Here is a 14,745-nt window from a genome sequence, read left to right as displayed (position 1 = left end):
GCGTGGGAGGGTGGTCCGCGTGACGACGGACGCATCCGACGAGTGGAAGCGGTGGCACGCACAGCGCGTCGCGGCGGTGGCGGCGCCCTACGGGCCGCTCGCGCTGACCGGCACGTACTGGCTGGAGGACCATCCGGACGGGCACCTGCCCGACGTTCCCGGGAGTTGGACGACGGACGGCGAGGCGGTGCTGCTGACGGCCGCCGGGACGGACGGGCTCACCGTGGACGGCCGGCCCCTCGACGGGGAGGTGCGGCTCACGGCCGATCCGGGGCCGGCGGGTTCCCGGGTGGTCCACGGCGAGCGGCACCTGGTCGTCCTGAGGCGCGAGGGCGCCTGGGGTGTGCGTGACTTCGACCCGGCCGCCGGGGCGCGGCGGGCCTTCGGCGGCATCGCGGCCACGCCCCACGATCCGCGCTGGTCGGTGCCGGGGCGCTTCACGCCGTACGACACCGGGCGGCGCAGCGTGCGGGTGCCGAACGCGGACGGGCGGGAGCGCGGGCTCGGCCTCGGCGGGGAACTGGCCTTCGCGCTGGAGGGGCGAGAGCTCACCCTCCAGGTGAGCGTCGAGGAGGACGGCTCGCTGTGGGCCGTCTTCGCCGACGCCACCAGCGGGAGCACCAGTTACCGCTTCCGGTTCCTGCGGCCGGCCGCGCCGGACGCCGAAGGCCGTACCACGGTCGACTTCAATCGCGCGCTGCTGCCGCCGTGTGCCTTCGCCGACCACTTCGTCTGCCCTTTCCCTCCGCCGGGGAACACCCTGGAGGTCCGCGTCGAGGCGGGGGAGCGCGAACCGCGCTGAACGCCGTCCTCCGGGGGCGGAGGCGGGTGGTTCAAAAGGCGACGGCCGAAAGGCACCCTTGCGCCGACCGGTCGTTCGGCCGAATACTCCAACCTCAGCGCTTGTCAGGAGCACGACGCGTCCGGAACCCGGACGTTCCCGCCCCTGGCTGCGCCTCACGGGCCCCCAACCCCACAGGAGGGGCCCCCGACTTCCCCCGTGGAGGAACGAAAAGTGAGGAACAAGCGCACCACCCCCCGCAGTGGCTTCACGAGACGGACTCGGCTGATCGCCGTCTCCTCCGGCCTCGTGGCCGCGGCCGCGATCGCGATCCCCAGCGCGACCGCAGCACCGACCCCGGCCACCTTCAGTGCCGCCGAGCTCAACAGCGCCAGCGGCGCGGTGCTCAAGGCCGACGTCCCCGGCACCGCCTGGGCCGTCGACGGCAACCGGGTGCTTCTCACGGTCGACAGCACGGTCTCCCAGGCCGAGATCGCGAAGATCAAGGAGCAGGCCGGCGACAAGGCCGGCGCGCTCACGATCAAGCGCACCCCCGGCACGTTCAACAAGCTCATCCAGGGCGGTGACGCCATCTACGCGAGCAGCTGGCGGTGCTCCCTCGGCTTCAACGTCCGGGCCAGCAACGGGACCGAGTACTTCCTGACCGCCGGTCACTGCACCGACGGCGCGGGCACCTGGTACTCCAACTCCGGGCGCACCTCGGTCATCGGCTCCACGGCCGGCTCCAGCTTCCCGGGCAACGACTACGGTCTCGTCCGGTACTCCGGGTCCGTCAGCCGGCCCGGCACCGCGAACGGCGTGGACATCACCCGTGCGGCCACCCCGAGCGTGGGCACCACGGTCATCCGCGACGGTTCCACCACCGGCACCCACAGCGGCCGGGTCACCGCCCTGAACGCCACCGTCAACTACGGCGGCGGCGACGTCGTCGGCGGGCTGATCCAGACCACGGTCTGCGCCGAGCCCGGTGACTCCGGCGGCGCGCTCTACGGCAGCAACGGCACCGCGTACGGTCTGACCTCCGGCGGCAGCGGCAACTGCTCCTCCGGCGGTACGACGTTCTTCCAGCCGGTCACGGAGGCCCTGAGCGCCTACGGCGTCAGCGTCTACTAGGCCGGTCCCCGGATCGCAGCCGGCGGTGCACTAGCCCCCGCACACCGACAGGTGTGCGGGGGCTTTCCCTTGTCCTGGTCCGGTCCCGGGCCGTCCTGGCCCGGTTCCGAAGGTCGCCACCGCGTGTAGACGCACACGCGTGGAGGGACGCGCAAGAGTCGAGTTCCGGACAGGGCGAGATCCGGTCGGCCGGACCGCTGTTACTCGCCCGTAACGTTTGCTGATGTGTTCGCCGCGCGAATCCTGCTGGAAGGGACATGAATGGTGAAGGTCGTGTGACCGCGCTGGTGTTGTCGTGCGCACGTCCTGAAGTCGACCTTGTGTGCCCCCTGTGTGTTCGGAAGAGTGAGCGCTCGTCAACCAGCCTTCCGGTTCGCGAGGTCCCCACAACCTCCCGGGCCGACCCCCCACAGGAGGACATGAGTTGAAGCACCGACGCATACCCAGGCGACGGGCCGCCGTGGTAGGTGCGGGAATCACCGCACTGGTCGCCGCGGGAGTCACCTTCCAGAGTGCGAACGCCAGCGAGGCCCCGAAGGCCGCCGCCCCCCAGACCCTGTCGGTCACGGCGGCCGGAAAGCTCGCCTCCGCGCTGCTGGGCGACCTCGGCACCGACGCGGCGGGCACGTACTACGACGCGAAGGCGAAGAGCCTCGTGGTCAACGTGCTCGACGAGACCGCCGCGCAGGCGGTCGAGGAGGCCGGCGCCGAGGCCAGAGTCGTCGAGAACTCGCTCGCCGAGCTGAAGAGCGCGCGCACCACCCTCGCCGAGGACGCGGCCGTCCCGGGTACCGCCTGGGCGACCGACCCGGTCACCAACAAGGTCGTCGTCACCGCCGACCGCACGGTCTCCGAGGCCGAGTGGGCCAAGCTGACCAAGGTGGTCGACGGGCTCGGCGCCAAGGCCGAGCTCCAGCGGACCAAGGGTGAGTACAAGCCCTTCATCGCGGGCGGCGACGCCATCACCGACGGCAGTGGCCGCTGCTCGCTCGGCTTCAACGTGACCAAGGGCGGGGAGCCGCACTTCCTGACCGCCGGTCACTGCACCGAAGGCATCACCAGCTGGCAGGACTCCTCCGGCAACCAGCTGGGCGACAACGTGACGTCCAGCTTCCCGGACAACGACTACGGCCTGGTCAAGTACTCCGGCGCGGTGGACCACCCGAGCGAGGTCAACCTCTACAACGGCTCCTCGCAGGCCATCTCGGGCGCCGCCGAGGCCACCGTCGGCATGGAGGTGACCCGCAGCGGCTCCACCACCCAGGTGCACTCCGGCAAGGTCACCGGCCTGGACGCCACCGTGAACTACGGCAACGGCGACATCGTCAACGGCCTGATCCAGACCGACGTCTGCGCCGAGCCCGGCGACAGCGGCGGCTCGCTCTTCTCGGGCGACAAGGCCGTGGGCCTCACCTCCGGTGGCAGCGGCGACTGCACCTCCGGCGGTGAGACCTTCTTCCAGCCGGTGACGGAGGCCCTGTCGGCCACCGGTACGCAGATCGGCTGAGCAGCGCACCTGTGCAGCACTGAAGTCCCGTCCCGCGCGCGAGGGGCGGGACTTCGGCGTGTCCGCGGGCGGCTCAGCCCGTCTGCGGGGGCAGCTCCGGTTCCCGGCGCGCGCCGCGCAGCACGGCCGCCAGCACCGTGATCACCGTCCCCGCGACCGCCCACGCCCACAGCACCACCAGGGAGACGGTCGTGTCGTTGCCCTTGAAGTAGGCGATCGAGCGGGCCGTCCAGGTGCCCGCACCCGGTGGGAGCCACGGCCCGATCTCCCTCCAGAACGGCGGCAGCATCGGCAGCGGGAAGGCGCCGCCCGCGCTCGGATTGCCCGCGATCACCACCAGCAGGATCGCCAGCCCGATGCCGACCACCCCGAGGACGCCCTGGAGGGCGAGTGTCGCGGCGCCCACGGCGAAGGTGATCAGCGCGCCCAGCCCCCACAGGTCCACCACGCTGCCGGGCAGCGCGCCCAGGACCGGTCCGACGATCACCGCGCCGCCGAGCCCGCCGACGATGGCGACCAGGGCCATCACGATCAGCCGGATCGCCGCGCGGACCGGGTTGGCCGGGCGGGCGCCGGCGCTGATCGCCAGGATCGAGGCGCACAGGTAGCCGCCGACGCACCAGCCCACGATCAGGTAGAAGGACGACAGCCCGTCGAAGTCCCGGTCCGAGGCCGGGGCCACGTCGACGGTCCGCACCGCACGGCCTTCGGACCGCTCCACCTGGGCGACGAGGCTCTCCAGGGTGGTGGCGAGGACGGTGCCGCCGCCGGAGGCGACCAGCAGGGTGTCGGTGCGGCCGGAGGGGGCGACGACCAGGGCGCCGTCGATCTCCCGGTTCTCGATCTGCTTCCGGGCGTCCGCCGCGTCGGCCACCGCGCGCGGGTCCAGCGGCGATCCGGGCAGCCGCTCCAGTGTGCTCAGCGTCCGCTCGGCCGCCGCCGCAGGAGCGACCACCCCGAAGGGCACGTCCTTCGGCCTCGGGTCGTGCAGCGCTCCCACGTAGGAGGCGATGAACAGCAGCTGGAGCGCGATCACCCCGAGCACGAGCAGGGTGGCCCGTGGGGTGACGGCGTCTTTCACCTCACCGAGGAAGGAGCCGCTCCGGGTGCCGGTGCCTGGGGTGTGCGACATGTCCCCACGGTCCGGGCCGAGAGGCGTTTGCGCAGGTGGGGCGGGGCCGAACGGATGTCGCACAAACATTCGAGGATGGGGGTATGGTGGGGGTGAGGTAGTTGGGAACAGACGTTCGATAAGGCGTCGGGTTCAAAGGATCGGGAGGTGCGTGTGCCGGGTTTCACGCATCTGCACACCGTCTCCGGGTTCTCCGCCCGCTACGGCGCCTCCCACCCGGAGCGGCTGGCCGAGCGCGCCTTCGAACGGGGCATGGACGCCCTCGCCCTCACCGACCGCGACACCCTGGCGGGCACGGTCCGCTTCGCCAAGGCCTGCGCGAAGGCGGGTGTCCGTCCGCTGTTCGGCGCGGAGCTGGCGGTGGCCGCCCCCGAGCCCGGAGCGGACCGCACGGAGACCTCCGTACGCAGGGACCGGCGCCGTGTCCCCGTGCGCGGCGGAGCCTTCGTCGACGAGTCGGCCCCGCGGGTGACCTTCCTCGCCCGGGACGGCGCCCGCGGCTGGGCCGACCTGTGCCGGCTGGTGTCCGCCGCCCACACCTGCGAGGGCACCCCGCTGCTGTCCTGGGCCGACAACCACGGTGCCGGCCTGACCGTGCTGCTCGGCCCCTCCTCCGACGTCGGCCGCGCCCTCGCCGCCGGCCGCCCCGACCGCGCGGCGAAGCTCCTCGCCCCCTGGCGCGAGGTCTACGGCGACGCCCTGCGTCTGGAGGCCGTCTGGCACGGCCGCGAAGGCACCGGGCCCGGTTCCCTGCGCCTGGCCGCCCGCACCGTCGGCCTCGCCGCCGAGCAGGGCGTCCGGCCGGTGCTCACCAACGCCGTCCGTTACGCCGACCCCGGCCAGGGCCCGGTCGCCGACGTCCTGGACGCGGCCCGCCGCCTGGTCCCCATCGAAGCGAACGGGGAACCGGACTCCGGCGAGGCCTGGCTGAAGGACGCCGGCGCCATGCGGCACGCCGCCGAGCGGATCGTCGAGGCCGCGGGCTTCCGGCGCGACACGGCCCACCGTCTGCTGGAGCAGACGCAGGCCACGGCCGCCGAGTGCCTGGTCGACCCGGACGACGACCTCGGCATGGGCGCCGTCCACTTCCCCGAGCCGCACCTGGTCGGCGCCGGCCGCCGCACCGCCCAGCGCGCGCTCGCCTCCCGGGCGGCGGCGGGCATGGTGCTGCGCGGCTACGACCGGCGCCGCGCGTACTGGGAGCGGATGCACCACGAGCTGGACATCATCGCCCACCACGGCTTCGCCTCGTACTTCCTCACCGTCGCCCAGGTCGTGGACGACGTGCGGCACATGGGCATCCGGGTCGCCGCGCGCGGCTCCGGCGCGGGCTCGCTCGTCAACCACCTCCTCGGCATCGCGCACGCCGACCCGGTCCGACACGGGCTGCTGATGGAGCGCTTCCTGTCCAAGGAACGGGTCGTGCTCCCCGACATCGACATCGACGTGGAGTCCGCGCGCCGCCTGGAGGTCTACCGCGCGATCATCGACCGCTTCGGCACCGAGCGGGTCGCCACGGTCGCGATGCCGGAGACGTACCGCGTGCGCCACGCCATCCGTGACGTCGGTGCCGCCCTGTCCATGGACCCGGCGGAGATCGACCGCGTCGCCAAGTCCTTCCCGCACATCCGGGCCCGCGACGCCCGCGCCGCACTGGAGGAGCTGCCCGAGCTGAGGGAGCTGGCGGGGCGGAAGGAGGAGTACGGGAAGCTGTGGGAGCTGGTCGAGGGCCTGGACGCCCTCCCGCGCGGGGTCGCCATGCACCCCTGCGGAGTGCTGCTCTCCGACGCCTCCCTGCTCTCCCGTACGCCGGTCATGCCGACCAGCGGCGAGGGCTTCCCCATGGCGCAGTTCGACAAGGACGACGTCGAGGATCTCGGACTGCTCAAGCTGGACGTGCTCGGGGTGCGGATGCAGTCGGCGATGGCGCACGCCGTGGCCGAGGTGAAGCGGGCGACGGGCGCCGAGGTCGACCTGGACTCGGTGCCGGAGGGCGATCCGGCGACGTACCGGATGATCCGCTCCGCGGAGACGCTGGGCTGCTTCCAGATCGAGTCGCCGGGGCAGCGGGACCTGGTCGGGCGGCTCCAGCCCTCGACCTTCCACGACCTCGTCGTCGACATCTCGCTCTTCAGGCCCGGTCCGGTCGCCGCCGACATGGTGCGGCCGTTCATCGAGGCCCGGCACGGGCGGGCGCCGGTGCGCTACCCGCACGAGGACCTGTCGGAGCCGCTGGAGGGCACCTACGGAGTCGTCGTCTTCCACGAGCAGGTCATCGACATCGTGGCCATCATGACCGGCTGCGGGCGCGGCGAGGCGGACCGCGTGCGGCGCGGGCTGTCCGACCCGGAGTCGCAGGGGCGGATCAAGGTGTGGTTCGCCCAGCACGCGGCGGCGCGCGGGTACGACGCGGAGACGATCGGGCGGACCTGGGAGATCGTCGAGGCCTTCGGCTCGTACGGCTTCTGCAAGGCGCACGCGGTCGCCTTCGCGGTGCCGACGTACCAGTCGGCGTGGCTGAAGGCCCATCACCCGGCCGCCTTCTACGCCGGCCTGCTCACCCACGACCCCGGCATGTACCCCAAGCGGCTGCTGCTGGCGGACGCCCGGCGGCGCGGGGTGCCGATCCTGCCGCTGGACGTGAACAAGTCGGGGGTCGCACACAGGATCGAACTGGTGTCTGAATCAACTGAGGTGCGTCGGGCGAAGGCCTGGGGGCTCCGCCTCGCCCTCCGCGACGTCCACGGCATCAGCGAGGCCGAGGCGGAACGGATCGCCGAGGGGCAGCCCTACGCCTCCCTGCTCGACTTCTGGGAACGGGCCCGCCCCAGCAGGCCGCTGGCCGGACGGCTCGCCCAGGTCGGCGCGCTGGACGCGTTCGGCGCCAACCGCCGTGACCTGCAACTGCACCTGACCGAGCTGCACCGCGGCGCCCGGGGCGGACGCGGCGACCAGCTCCCGCTGTCCGGCGGGCGCAGGACGGCGCCGGCCGGGCTGCCCGACCTCACCTCGGCGGAGAAGCTCAGCGCCGAGCTGGGCGTGCTGTCCATGGACGCCTCCCGCAACCTGATGGACGACCACCGCACCTTCCTGGACGAGCTGGGCGTGGTGTCGGCCAAGCGGTTGCGCGAGGTCCGGCACGGGGAGACGGTGCTGGTCGCGGGCGCCAAGGCGGCCACGCAGACACCGCCCGTCCGCTCCGGGCGGCGGGTCATCTTCTCCACCCTCGACGACGGCACCGGCCTGGTCGACCTCGCCTTCTTCGACGACTCGCACGACACCTGCGCGCACACCGTCTTCCACTCCTGGCTGCTGCTGGTGCGCGGGGTGGTGCAGCGGCGCGGCCCGCGCAGTTTCAGCGTGGTCGGCTCCGCCGCCTGGAACCTCGCCGACCTGCTGGAGGTGCGCCGGGAGGAGGGTCTGGAGGGCGTCGCGGCCCGGCTGGCCGGCACGGGCGGCCCCCCGGGCGACGATCCCGGGGACGGCCCCGCGCGTCGCCGGCTCGCCGGGTCGGACGGGCTGCCCGCGCCGGCCGGGTCCGCGGCCCAGGACGCGAGGGAACGGCAGCGGACCATCCGCATGCCCACGGGGTACGAGATGCACCCCTGGGCCGATCTGCGCCCCGCGGGCGAAGGGCCCGCGGTGGGAAGGAAGTTGTGGCACCAGAGCCCGGGGAGTGCGGGATGACCATCCTCTGCGTACGTTTCCAGCTGCCGCCGATGTACGAGGCGGCCCTGCCCCGGCTGCTGGGGCTGTTGGAGGAGTTCACGCCGGTCGTCGAGGCGCTGCCGCCGGACGGGGCGCTGGCCGATCTGCGGGGTGCGCAGCGGTACTTCGGGCGCGACGCCGTGGAGCTGGCCTCGGTGATCCGCGTCCGCGCCCTCGCGCTGTACGGCGTCGACTGCGTGATCGGCGTCGGACCGAGCCCGATGCCGGCCCGCATGGCGCTGCGGGACGCCCGGCCGGGGCTGACCCGCGCGGTGCCCGAGGACGGGGTACGGGAGTTCCTCGCCGGGAAGCCCGTCGCCGCGCTGCCCGGCGTCGGCACCGCGACCGCCCGGGTCCTGTGCGAGTACGGTCTCGACACCCTGGGCCGGGTCGCCTCCGCCCCCCTGTCCACCCTCCAGCGGCTGGTCGGCGCGAAGGCCGGCCGCGAGCTGCACGAGAAGGCGAACGGCGTCGACCGCGGCCGGGTCGTCCCCAACGGGATCTCGCGCTCCTTGGCCGCCGAACGCCCCTTCACCCGCGACGAACTCGCCCCGGACCGGCACCGCCGGGCCCTGCTCTCGGCCGCCGAGGAACTGGGCACCCGGCTGCGCGCCGTGGACAAGGTGTGCCGCACCCTCACCCTCACCGTGCGCTACGCCGACCGTTCCGCGACCACCCGCAGCCGCACCCTGAAGGAGCCGACCGCGCACTCGGCGGCGCTCACGCGGGCCGCCTACGGCATGTACGAGGCGCTCGGCCTCCAGCGCGCCCGGGTCCGCTCGATCGCCCTGCGCGCCGAGGGTCTGGCCCCCGCCGAGCACGCCTCCCACCAGCTCACCTTCGATCCCGTGGACGAGAAGGTCCGTCGGATCGAGGAGGTCGCGGACCGCGCGCGGGCGAAGTTCGGGCCGAGGGCGGTGATGCCCGGGTCGCTGGCGGCGTGAGGCCCCCGCGGGTCAGTTGGCCCACGGGGGAGTGATCCGGGTGCCGTCGGCCAGCTCGGCCTCCAGGCCCACGGAGGTGGTGACCCAGGACGTCGCGGTCCGGTCGGTGTCATTCTCGACGGCGAAGGTGGCTCCCGCGTTGATGATCACCGTGTCGCCCGCGGTGACGCGCTCGGTGCGGCCGTCGAGGGTGATCAGCAGCTCGCCGGTGAGCAGGTGGAAGATCTCCTCCCGGTTGACGGTGTGCGCGGGCGCCCTCGTCCCGGCCGGGATCTCGCCCCGCCAGGCGCACAGCTCCTTGCTGCCGGTGCGGGGAGCGGCGTACGAGACGAAGCGGGCGCCGTGGATCTCGTGGGTCACGGCTTCGGACGAGCGGACGACGGGCATGGCGGGACTCCTCGCTGAATGGTCAAGTTGCTTGACTACTTCCCCTATGGTCAAGCTGCTTGACCAATGCGTCAAGGGTGTTTCAATTCCCCCGTGCAGAACTCCGACGCCATGGCCCTGTCCGCCGCGCTGCTCGCCGCCGCCGGCGGACTCACACAGCGCATCCACGAGGGCGTCGTCGCCCGTGGCTTCGAGGGCCTGCGGCCCGCCCACGGCTTCGCGTTCGCCCGGCTCGCCCCGGACGGCGCCACGGTCACCGACCTCGCCGCGCACCTCGGCACGACCAAGCAGGCCGCCAGTCAGCTCGTCGAGGAGCTCGTCCGCAAGGGGTTCGCCGAACGCCGACCGCACCCCGTCGACGCGCGGGCCCGGCTGATCGTGCTCACCGAGCGGGGGTGGGACTGCACGCGGGCCGCCGAGGAGGCCGCGGCCGAGGCGGTGCGCGCGTGGGCCGAGGTCATCGGCGAGGTCGAGGTGCGCGCGCTGCACGGCCTCCTGGCGCGCGTCGCCCCCAACGGGCCCCTGCGGCCCACCTGGTGACCCCTCGTCACCTGCGCCGCGACCGGTGCCGGTTATCACTGGAAGTTTTTACCGACGCGTAACTTCACGCCTGCACTACCCGACCGTAACTTGATGAGTGAACAGCATCCCGTGATCCGGATCACAGGGCGTCCTGCCGCCGCACCTCCCTTGAGCCGCAAGGAGATCACCCGATGCTGCCCTTCAAGCGAGTGCTCAGACCCCTGGCCGCGCTGCTGCTGACCGCCGTGGCCGCCCTGGTCCCCGCCACCACCGCCCAGGCCGCCGACGCGCGGCCGAGCGCCGGCTGGAACGACTACTCCTGCCGGCCCTCCGCCGCCCACCCGCGCCCCGTCGTCCTGGTCCACGGCACCTTCGGGAACTCCGTCGACAACTGGCTGGGCCTCGCGCCCTACCTCGAGGACCGCGGGTACTGCGTCTTCTCCCTCGACTACGGCCAACTGCCCGGCGTCCCGTTCTTCCACGGCCTCGGCCCGGTCGAGAAGTCCGCGGAGCAGCTCGCCGCCTACGTCGACAAGGTGCTCGACGCGACCGGCGCCGCCGAGACCGACATCGTCGGCCACTCCCAGGGCGGCATGATGCCCCGCTACTACCTGAAGTTCCTCGGCGGAGCCGACGAGGTGAACGCCCTGGTCGGCATCGCGCCCAGCAACCACGGCACCACGCTGTCCGGCCTCACCCGGCTGCTGCCGCACTTCCCCGGCGTGGGGGACCTGCTGGACGAGCACACCCCCGCCCTCGCCGACCAGGTCGTCGGTTCCGACGTCCTCACCAGGCTGAACGAGGGCGGCGACACCGTGCCCGGCGTCCGCTACACCGTCCTCGCCACCCGGTACGACCAGGTGGTCACCCCGTACCGCAGCCAGTACCTGAGCGGCCCCGGGGTGCGCAACGTCCTGTTGCAGGACCTGTGCCCCGTCGACCTGTCCGAGCACCTGGCGATCGGGCTCTTCGACCGCGTCGCCTTCCACGCGGTGGCGGGCGCCCTGGACCCGGCGCACGCCACGCCCACCACCTGCGCCTCGGTCTTCGACTGACCCCGGCCCGGCACACCACGCGGGGCCTGTCCGGCCTGAGCCGCCCGACAGGCCCCGCGCCCCCCGTGCCCCGGGTCAGCGGCCGTGCCGGCCACCGGTCTGCGCACGGCGGCGGACCGACGCGAACAGCGCCGCCGCGCCCACCGCGAGGGCGGCGGCACCGCCGACGGCGATGTAGGGCGTGGTGCTGTCCCCGCCGGTCTCGGCGAGGTTCTCGGTGCCGGCGCCGGCGGCCCTGACCTCGTTGGGCTCACCCGCGGCCGGCTCGGTGGCCGCGTCGGGCGCCGCCTCCGGGGTGTCCGGGCCGGCCGGGTCCTTCGGGTCCGTCGTCGTCTGGGCGTCCTGGTCGCCGTGGCCGTGGTGCTCGATCGTCGACCTGTCGGCCGCGGCCGCGATCTGCTCCTCGGACGGCGCGGAGGCCGCGGGAGCCGGAGCGGCTTCCCCGGAGGCGTCCTCGGCCGGGGCCGAACCGCCCGCGGCCGAGCCCCCGTCACCGCCGAAGGAGACGTCGGAGCAGGAGTAGAAGGCCTCCGGGCTGTCCGAGCGCTGCCACACCGCGTACAGCAGGTGCTTGCCGGAGCGCTCGGGAAGGGTGCCGGAGAAGGTGTAGAACCCGCCCGAGGCGACCGGGTCGGTGACCGTCGCCACCGGGGCGGACAGGTCCAGGTCATCCCAGCCCAGCGGCTGCGCCGGGTCGTACCCGGGCTTGGTGACGTACACCTTGAAGGTGCCCTTGTGCGGAGCCGTCACACGGTACTTGAAGGTGTACGCACCGCTGCTCACGTCGGTCGCGGGCCAGTCGGCACGCGCCAGGTCCATGCCCTTGAAGGCCGGGTCGTTGGCGCTGCACAGCTTGCCGTCCGGAATCAGCTCCTGGTGCTTGCCGGCGGCGTTGCCGATGCGGATGCCGTTCCAGTCGTACAGCGCCTGCGTGCCGCCGGCCGCGACGGCCGCCTTGCACGCCGCGGACCTCGGGTTCTCGGGCCCCTCGGCGTGACACTGCGAGACCCGGCTGACCGGGTCGCCCATCGAACCGTGCGCGGACGCGGGGGCGGCGGCCAGCGTGGTCAGGGCGAGCGGGGCGAGACCGGCGACGGCGACGGCGGCGACCCTGCGGGAGGCGGACGATGCGGGCATGGGGAACTCCTCGAAACGGTCACGGGGGACGTGGACTCCGGGCCGGAACCCGTGGGGGTGATCAGCAAGCTAGCCCCGGGAAACCGTGAAATCGCCTGCTGGAGGCGGGTGACGGAGATCCTTATGGTCGCGTTAAGGGAGTGCTCAGGCTGGGCTCAGGTAGCTACCGTTCGCGGCATGACGCAAGAGCGGATCAGACAGGCGGTCACCGCGGACGTGCCGGCGGTGAAGGCCGTCACGGACGCCGCCTACCGCCCCTACATCGAGCGCATCGCGGTGGTGCCCAGGCCCATGGAGGCGGACCACGCGGCGAACGTGGCCGCGGGGAAGGTGTTCGTCGCGACGAGGCCGGGCGAGGGCGACGGGCCCGGCGAGGGCGGGGAAGTGGTGGGCGTCGTGGTCCTGGAGGTCTTCGCGGACCACCTGTTCCTCGACAGCATCGCCGTCCACCCCGACGCACACGGCGGCGGCGTGGGGCGACGGCTGCTGCGCTTCGTGGACGCACGCGCGCGGGCACTGGGCCTGCCCGAGGTCAGGCTCTACACCAACGCCCTGATGTGGGAGAACCAGAAGATCTACCCGAAGTACGGCTACGAACTCGTGGAGCGCCGGACGGACGGGCCCTACGACCGCCTCCACTACCGCAAGCGGCTGCTCTGACGCGTCTCATGACGTGACCGGCCCGGTCAGCTGTCCGGCCACCACGTGCGCGCGATGTCCTTGCGGACCTCCGGGCGCCCCGAGGGGCGCTCGTCGGTCTCCTCGCGGACACGGCGGGCGTCGGTCTTCTTCAGGGGCTTCTGCACGGTCAGACGGCGCATGGCTGCCTCCTTACGGATCCACCGGGTTCCGCGTTGTCACGGAGGTAGACCCTTTCCCCGAGACTTGCTCATCGATGCATTCCTGTCAGTGGCGGTTGTCACGTTCCCGTGCCACGCCCGTGCCGTCGGTACCGGGCGTCACTGTGAGCGCTCGGGTGATGACAGCAGGTCGGTGAACCCCTTCCCTCGGGCCAGCCGCTCCAGCTCGTCCAGGGCGGCCACGGCGGCGGCAGCGGCCCCGGGGTCCCGCTCCGCCAGCCCGCTCCCGGCGAACTCGTCCTCGTCCAGCCGCCGTACGTCCGTGCCGTCCGCGGAGCGCCACAGGTCCAGGTCGAGGTCCTCCACGACCAGTTCCGTGCCGGTGAGCACGGCGGGGCGGGTGATGTCGCAGTACCAGCCCTTCAGCACGCCCGTCCCGGTCCGCACCTCCTTCACCGCGTACCAGCGGTCGCGCCAGTAGTACTCGGTGAAGACGTCGCCCGCCTCGAAGCGGACGAAGCCGAAGTCGCGGACGCCGGTGCCGGCCCAGGGGGCGCGGACGGCGAGGCGGGTGCCGTCGTCGTGCAGCAGCCGGCTCGCGTAACGGATCTTCGTACGGCCCGCCTTGACCAGGACCACGTCCACACCGGTCGGTGCCTCAGCCGAGTTCGCGGACATACCGCACCTCCGTCCCGCAGACCTCGTACCCGAGCCACTTGTTGATCGCCAGCATCGGGCCGTTGTCGGTGTCGTTGCCCGTGAACGCCTCCGTGCACCCGGCGGCGCGGGCCCGGCGCAGGGAGTCGGTCTTCGTGAGCTTGGCGAGGCCCCGGCCGCGGTGGGCGCGGACCGTGCCGGTCATCGCACTCGAGTAGCGGGTGCCGCCGTCGGTGTAGGCGACGCTGAAGGCGACGGGGCGGCCGTCGGCCACCGCGACCGAGGTCAGTTCCCGGTTCAGCAGCGGATGCCGCCAGGTCTCGGCGAGCCAGGCCTCGTAGTCCGTGAACTCCATCGCGACGTCGCTCGGTTCGTCCGCCAGCGTCTCCGCGTCCAGCTCGAACATCGGGCGCGGATCGTCGGCGAAGTCGGCGGCGGTGCGCAGTTCGACGCCCGGGGGGAGGGGCGGCGGGGGCGGGAGGGTGCTGTCCGCCAGACCGAGGCGGAGGAAGTGGGCGGACCGCCGCCGCTCGTAGCCGTGCCGCTCGGCGAAGGCCAGGTGGGCGGGCTCGTCCAGCACCCAGGCGAACAGCTTCCTCGCGCCCTCGGTGGCGAGGTGCTCCTCGGCCGTGCGCACCAGCAGCCCGCCGGCGCCGCGCCGGACCCTGTCCGGGTGGACGTAGATGTTCAGGTACGCCTGTTCGGGCTCCGGACTGTCGTGCACCAGCCCGATCTGGGCCGTGCCGATCACCTCCCCGTCCTCCTCCGCGACGAGGGACCGGCTCCGGGCGTCCGGGTGGGTGTGCAGGAGGTGGTGGACGACGGCCTGGGGCGTCCACAGGATGAACGGCAGGGCGAGGTGGCGGACGCGGGCGAAGGCCGCGACGTCGGCCGGATCGTCGGAACGCAGGTCGCGCACGAGAACGGTCATGTGAGCGCACGCTACGGCGGTCCGGCGGGCGGTTGCCTCCCATTTTTCCG

At 73.0% G+C, this 14,745-nt stretch carries 14 protein-coding genes; 8 read left to right on the top strand and 6 right to left on the bottom strand.

The features are described 5' to 3' along the window. Nucleotides 1-19 precede the first annotated feature (19 nt). The 3 genes from SAM23877_RS08400 (at nucleotide 20) to SAM23877_RS08390 (ending at nucleotide 3,422) form a co-directional block, all read left to right on the top strand. Nucleotides 20-802 carry a DUF1684 domain-containing protein gene (locus SAM23877_RS08400; RefSeq protein WP_053142282.1) on the top strand — a complete coding sequence of 261 codons (783 nt, stop codon included), beginning with the start codon at nucleotides 20-22 and terminating at the stop codon, nucleotides 800-802. Nucleotides 803-1,015: 213 nt separating this feature from the next. Then, nucleotides 1,016-1,915 carry a S1 family peptidase gene (locus SAM23877_RS08395; protein ID WP_053128481.1) on the top strand — a complete coding sequence of 300 codons (900 nt, stop codon included), beginning with the start codon at nucleotides 1,016-1,018 and terminating at the stop codon, nucleotides 1,913-1,915. A gap of 424 nt (nucleotides 1,916-2,339) precedes the next feature. Then, nucleotides 2,340-3,422: a S1 family peptidase gene (locus SAM23877_RS08390; RefSeq protein WP_053128480.1), complete on the top strand. Its 1,083-nt coding sequence runs from the start codon at nucleotides 2,340-2,342 to the stop codon at nucleotides 3,420-3,422. A 73-nt stretch (nucleotides 3,423-3,495) separates the two neighbouring features. On the opposite strand, the gene SAM23877_RS08385 is transcribed toward SAM23877_RS08390, so the two are convergent. Next, nucleotides 3,496-4,554, bottom strand: a complete 1,059-nt coding sequence (locus SAM23877_RS08385; protein WP_053128479.1) for an ABC-2 transporter permease — start codon at nucleotides 4,552-4,554, stop codon at nucleotides 3,496-3,498. Nucleotides 4,555-4,707: 153 nt separating this feature from the next. Here SAM23877_RS08385 and SAM23877_RS08380 point away from each other — a divergent pair, with 153 nt between their 5' ends. Then, complete coding sequence (locus tag SAM23877_RS08380) at nucleotides 4,708-8,241, top strand: DNA polymerase III subunit alpha (protein WP_053142280.1); 3,534 nt, start codon at nucleotides 4,708-4,710, stop codon at nucleotides 8,239-8,241. After that, the gene (locus tag SAM23877_RS08375) at nucleotides 8,238-9,206 is read left to right on the top strand and encodes a DNA polymerase Y family protein (protein ID WP_053128478.1); all 969 of its coding nucleotides are present in this window, start codon (nucleotides 8,238-8,240) and stop codon (nucleotides 9,204-9,206) included. Before SAM23877_RS08380 ends, SAM23877_RS08375 begins: the two co-directional genes overlap by 4 nt. A 12-nt stretch (nucleotides 9,207-9,218) precedes the next feature. Here SAM23877_RS08375 and SAM23877_RS08370 read toward each other — a convergent pair whose 3' ends face one another. Continuing rightward, a complete protein-coding gene (locus tag SAM23877_RS08370; protein ID WP_053128477.1) occupies nucleotides 9,219-9,593 on the bottom strand; it encodes a cupin domain-containing protein in 375 nt (124 codons plus the stop codon). Nucleotides 9,594-9,686: 93 nt separating this feature from the next. Between SAM23877_RS08370 and SAM23877_RS08365 the strand changes: the two genes are divergently transcribed. Together SAM23877_RS08365 and SAM23877_RS08360 are read left to right on the top strand one after the other, a co-directional pair. Then, entirely contained in the window at nucleotides 9,687-10,133 is a 447-nt protein-coding gene (locus tag SAM23877_RS08365; protein WP_053128473.1) for a MarR family winged helix-turn-helix transcriptional regulator, read from the top strand. Between the two features lie 173 nt (nucleotides 10,134-10,306). Beyond that, complete coding sequence (locus tag SAM23877_RS08360) at nucleotides 10,307-11,170, top strand: esterase/lipase family protein (RefSeq protein ID WP_053128472.1); 864 nt, start codon at nucleotides 10,307-10,309, stop codon at nucleotides 11,168-11,170. Between the two features lie 75 nt (nucleotides 11,171-11,245). Here SAM23877_RS08360 and SAM23877_RS08355 read toward each other — a convergent pair whose 3' ends face one another. Next, the gene (locus SAM23877_RS08355; protein ID WP_053128471.1) at nucleotides 11,246-12,307 is read right to left on the bottom strand and encodes a lytic polysaccharide monooxygenase auxiliary activity family 9 protein; all 1,062 of its coding nucleotides are present in this window, start codon (nucleotides 12,305-12,307) and stop codon (nucleotides 11,246-11,248) included. A gap of 177 nt (nucleotides 12,308-12,484) precedes the next feature. Here SAM23877_RS08355 and SAM23877_RS08350 point away from each other — a divergent pair, with 177 nt between their 5' ends. Continuing rightward, on the top strand, nucleotides 12,485-12,967 hold the full coding sequence (locus SAM23877_RS08350) for a GNAT family N-acetyltransferase (RefSeq protein ID WP_053128465.1): 483 nt from the start codon (nucleotides 12,485-12,487) through the stop codon (nucleotides 12,965-12,967). Between the two features lie 26 nt (nucleotides 12,968-12,993). Here SAM23877_RS08350 and SAM23877_RS41755 read toward each other — a convergent pair whose 3' ends face one another. The 3 genes from SAM23877_RS41755 to SAM23877_RS08340 all read right to left on the bottom strand — a co-directional run bounded on the left by SAM23877_RS41755 (nucleotide 12,994) and on the right by SAM23877_RS08340 (nucleotide 14,695). Further along, nucleotides 12,994-13,128 (bottom strand): hypothetical protein, encoded by a 135-nt coding sequence (locus SAM23877_RS41755; RefSeq protein WP_079030087.1) that lies wholly within the window; start codon nucleotides 13,126-13,128, stop codon nucleotides 12,994-12,996. 138 nt (nucleotides 13,129-13,266) lie between these two features. Further along, nucleotides 13,267-13,785 (bottom strand): ribonuclease FAU-1 family protein, encoded by a 519-nt coding sequence (locus SAM23877_RS08345; RefSeq protein ID WP_053128463.1) that lies wholly within the window; start codon nucleotides 13,783-13,785, stop codon nucleotides 13,267-13,269. Continuing rightward, nucleotides 13,766-14,695, bottom strand: a complete 930-nt coding sequence (locus SAM23877_RS08340) for a GNAT family N-acetyltransferase (protein ID WP_053128461.1) — start codon at nucleotides 14,693-14,695, stop codon at nucleotides 13,766-13,768. The genes SAM23877_RS08345 and SAM23877_RS08340 overlap by 20 nt, the downstream gene beginning before the upstream one ends. Nucleotides 14,696-14,745: the final 50 nt, after the last annotated feature.

Origin of the sequence: Streptomyces ambofaciens ATCC 23877, from assembly GCF_001267885.1 — a bacterium.
Taxonomy (GTDB): domain Bacteria; phylum Actinomycetota; class Actinomycetes; order Streptomycetales; family Streptomycetaceae; genus Streptomyces; species Streptomyces ambofaciens.
Note: the sequence above shows the minus strand (reverse complement) of the source record. Positions and strands in the feature narration are given on the sequence as shown.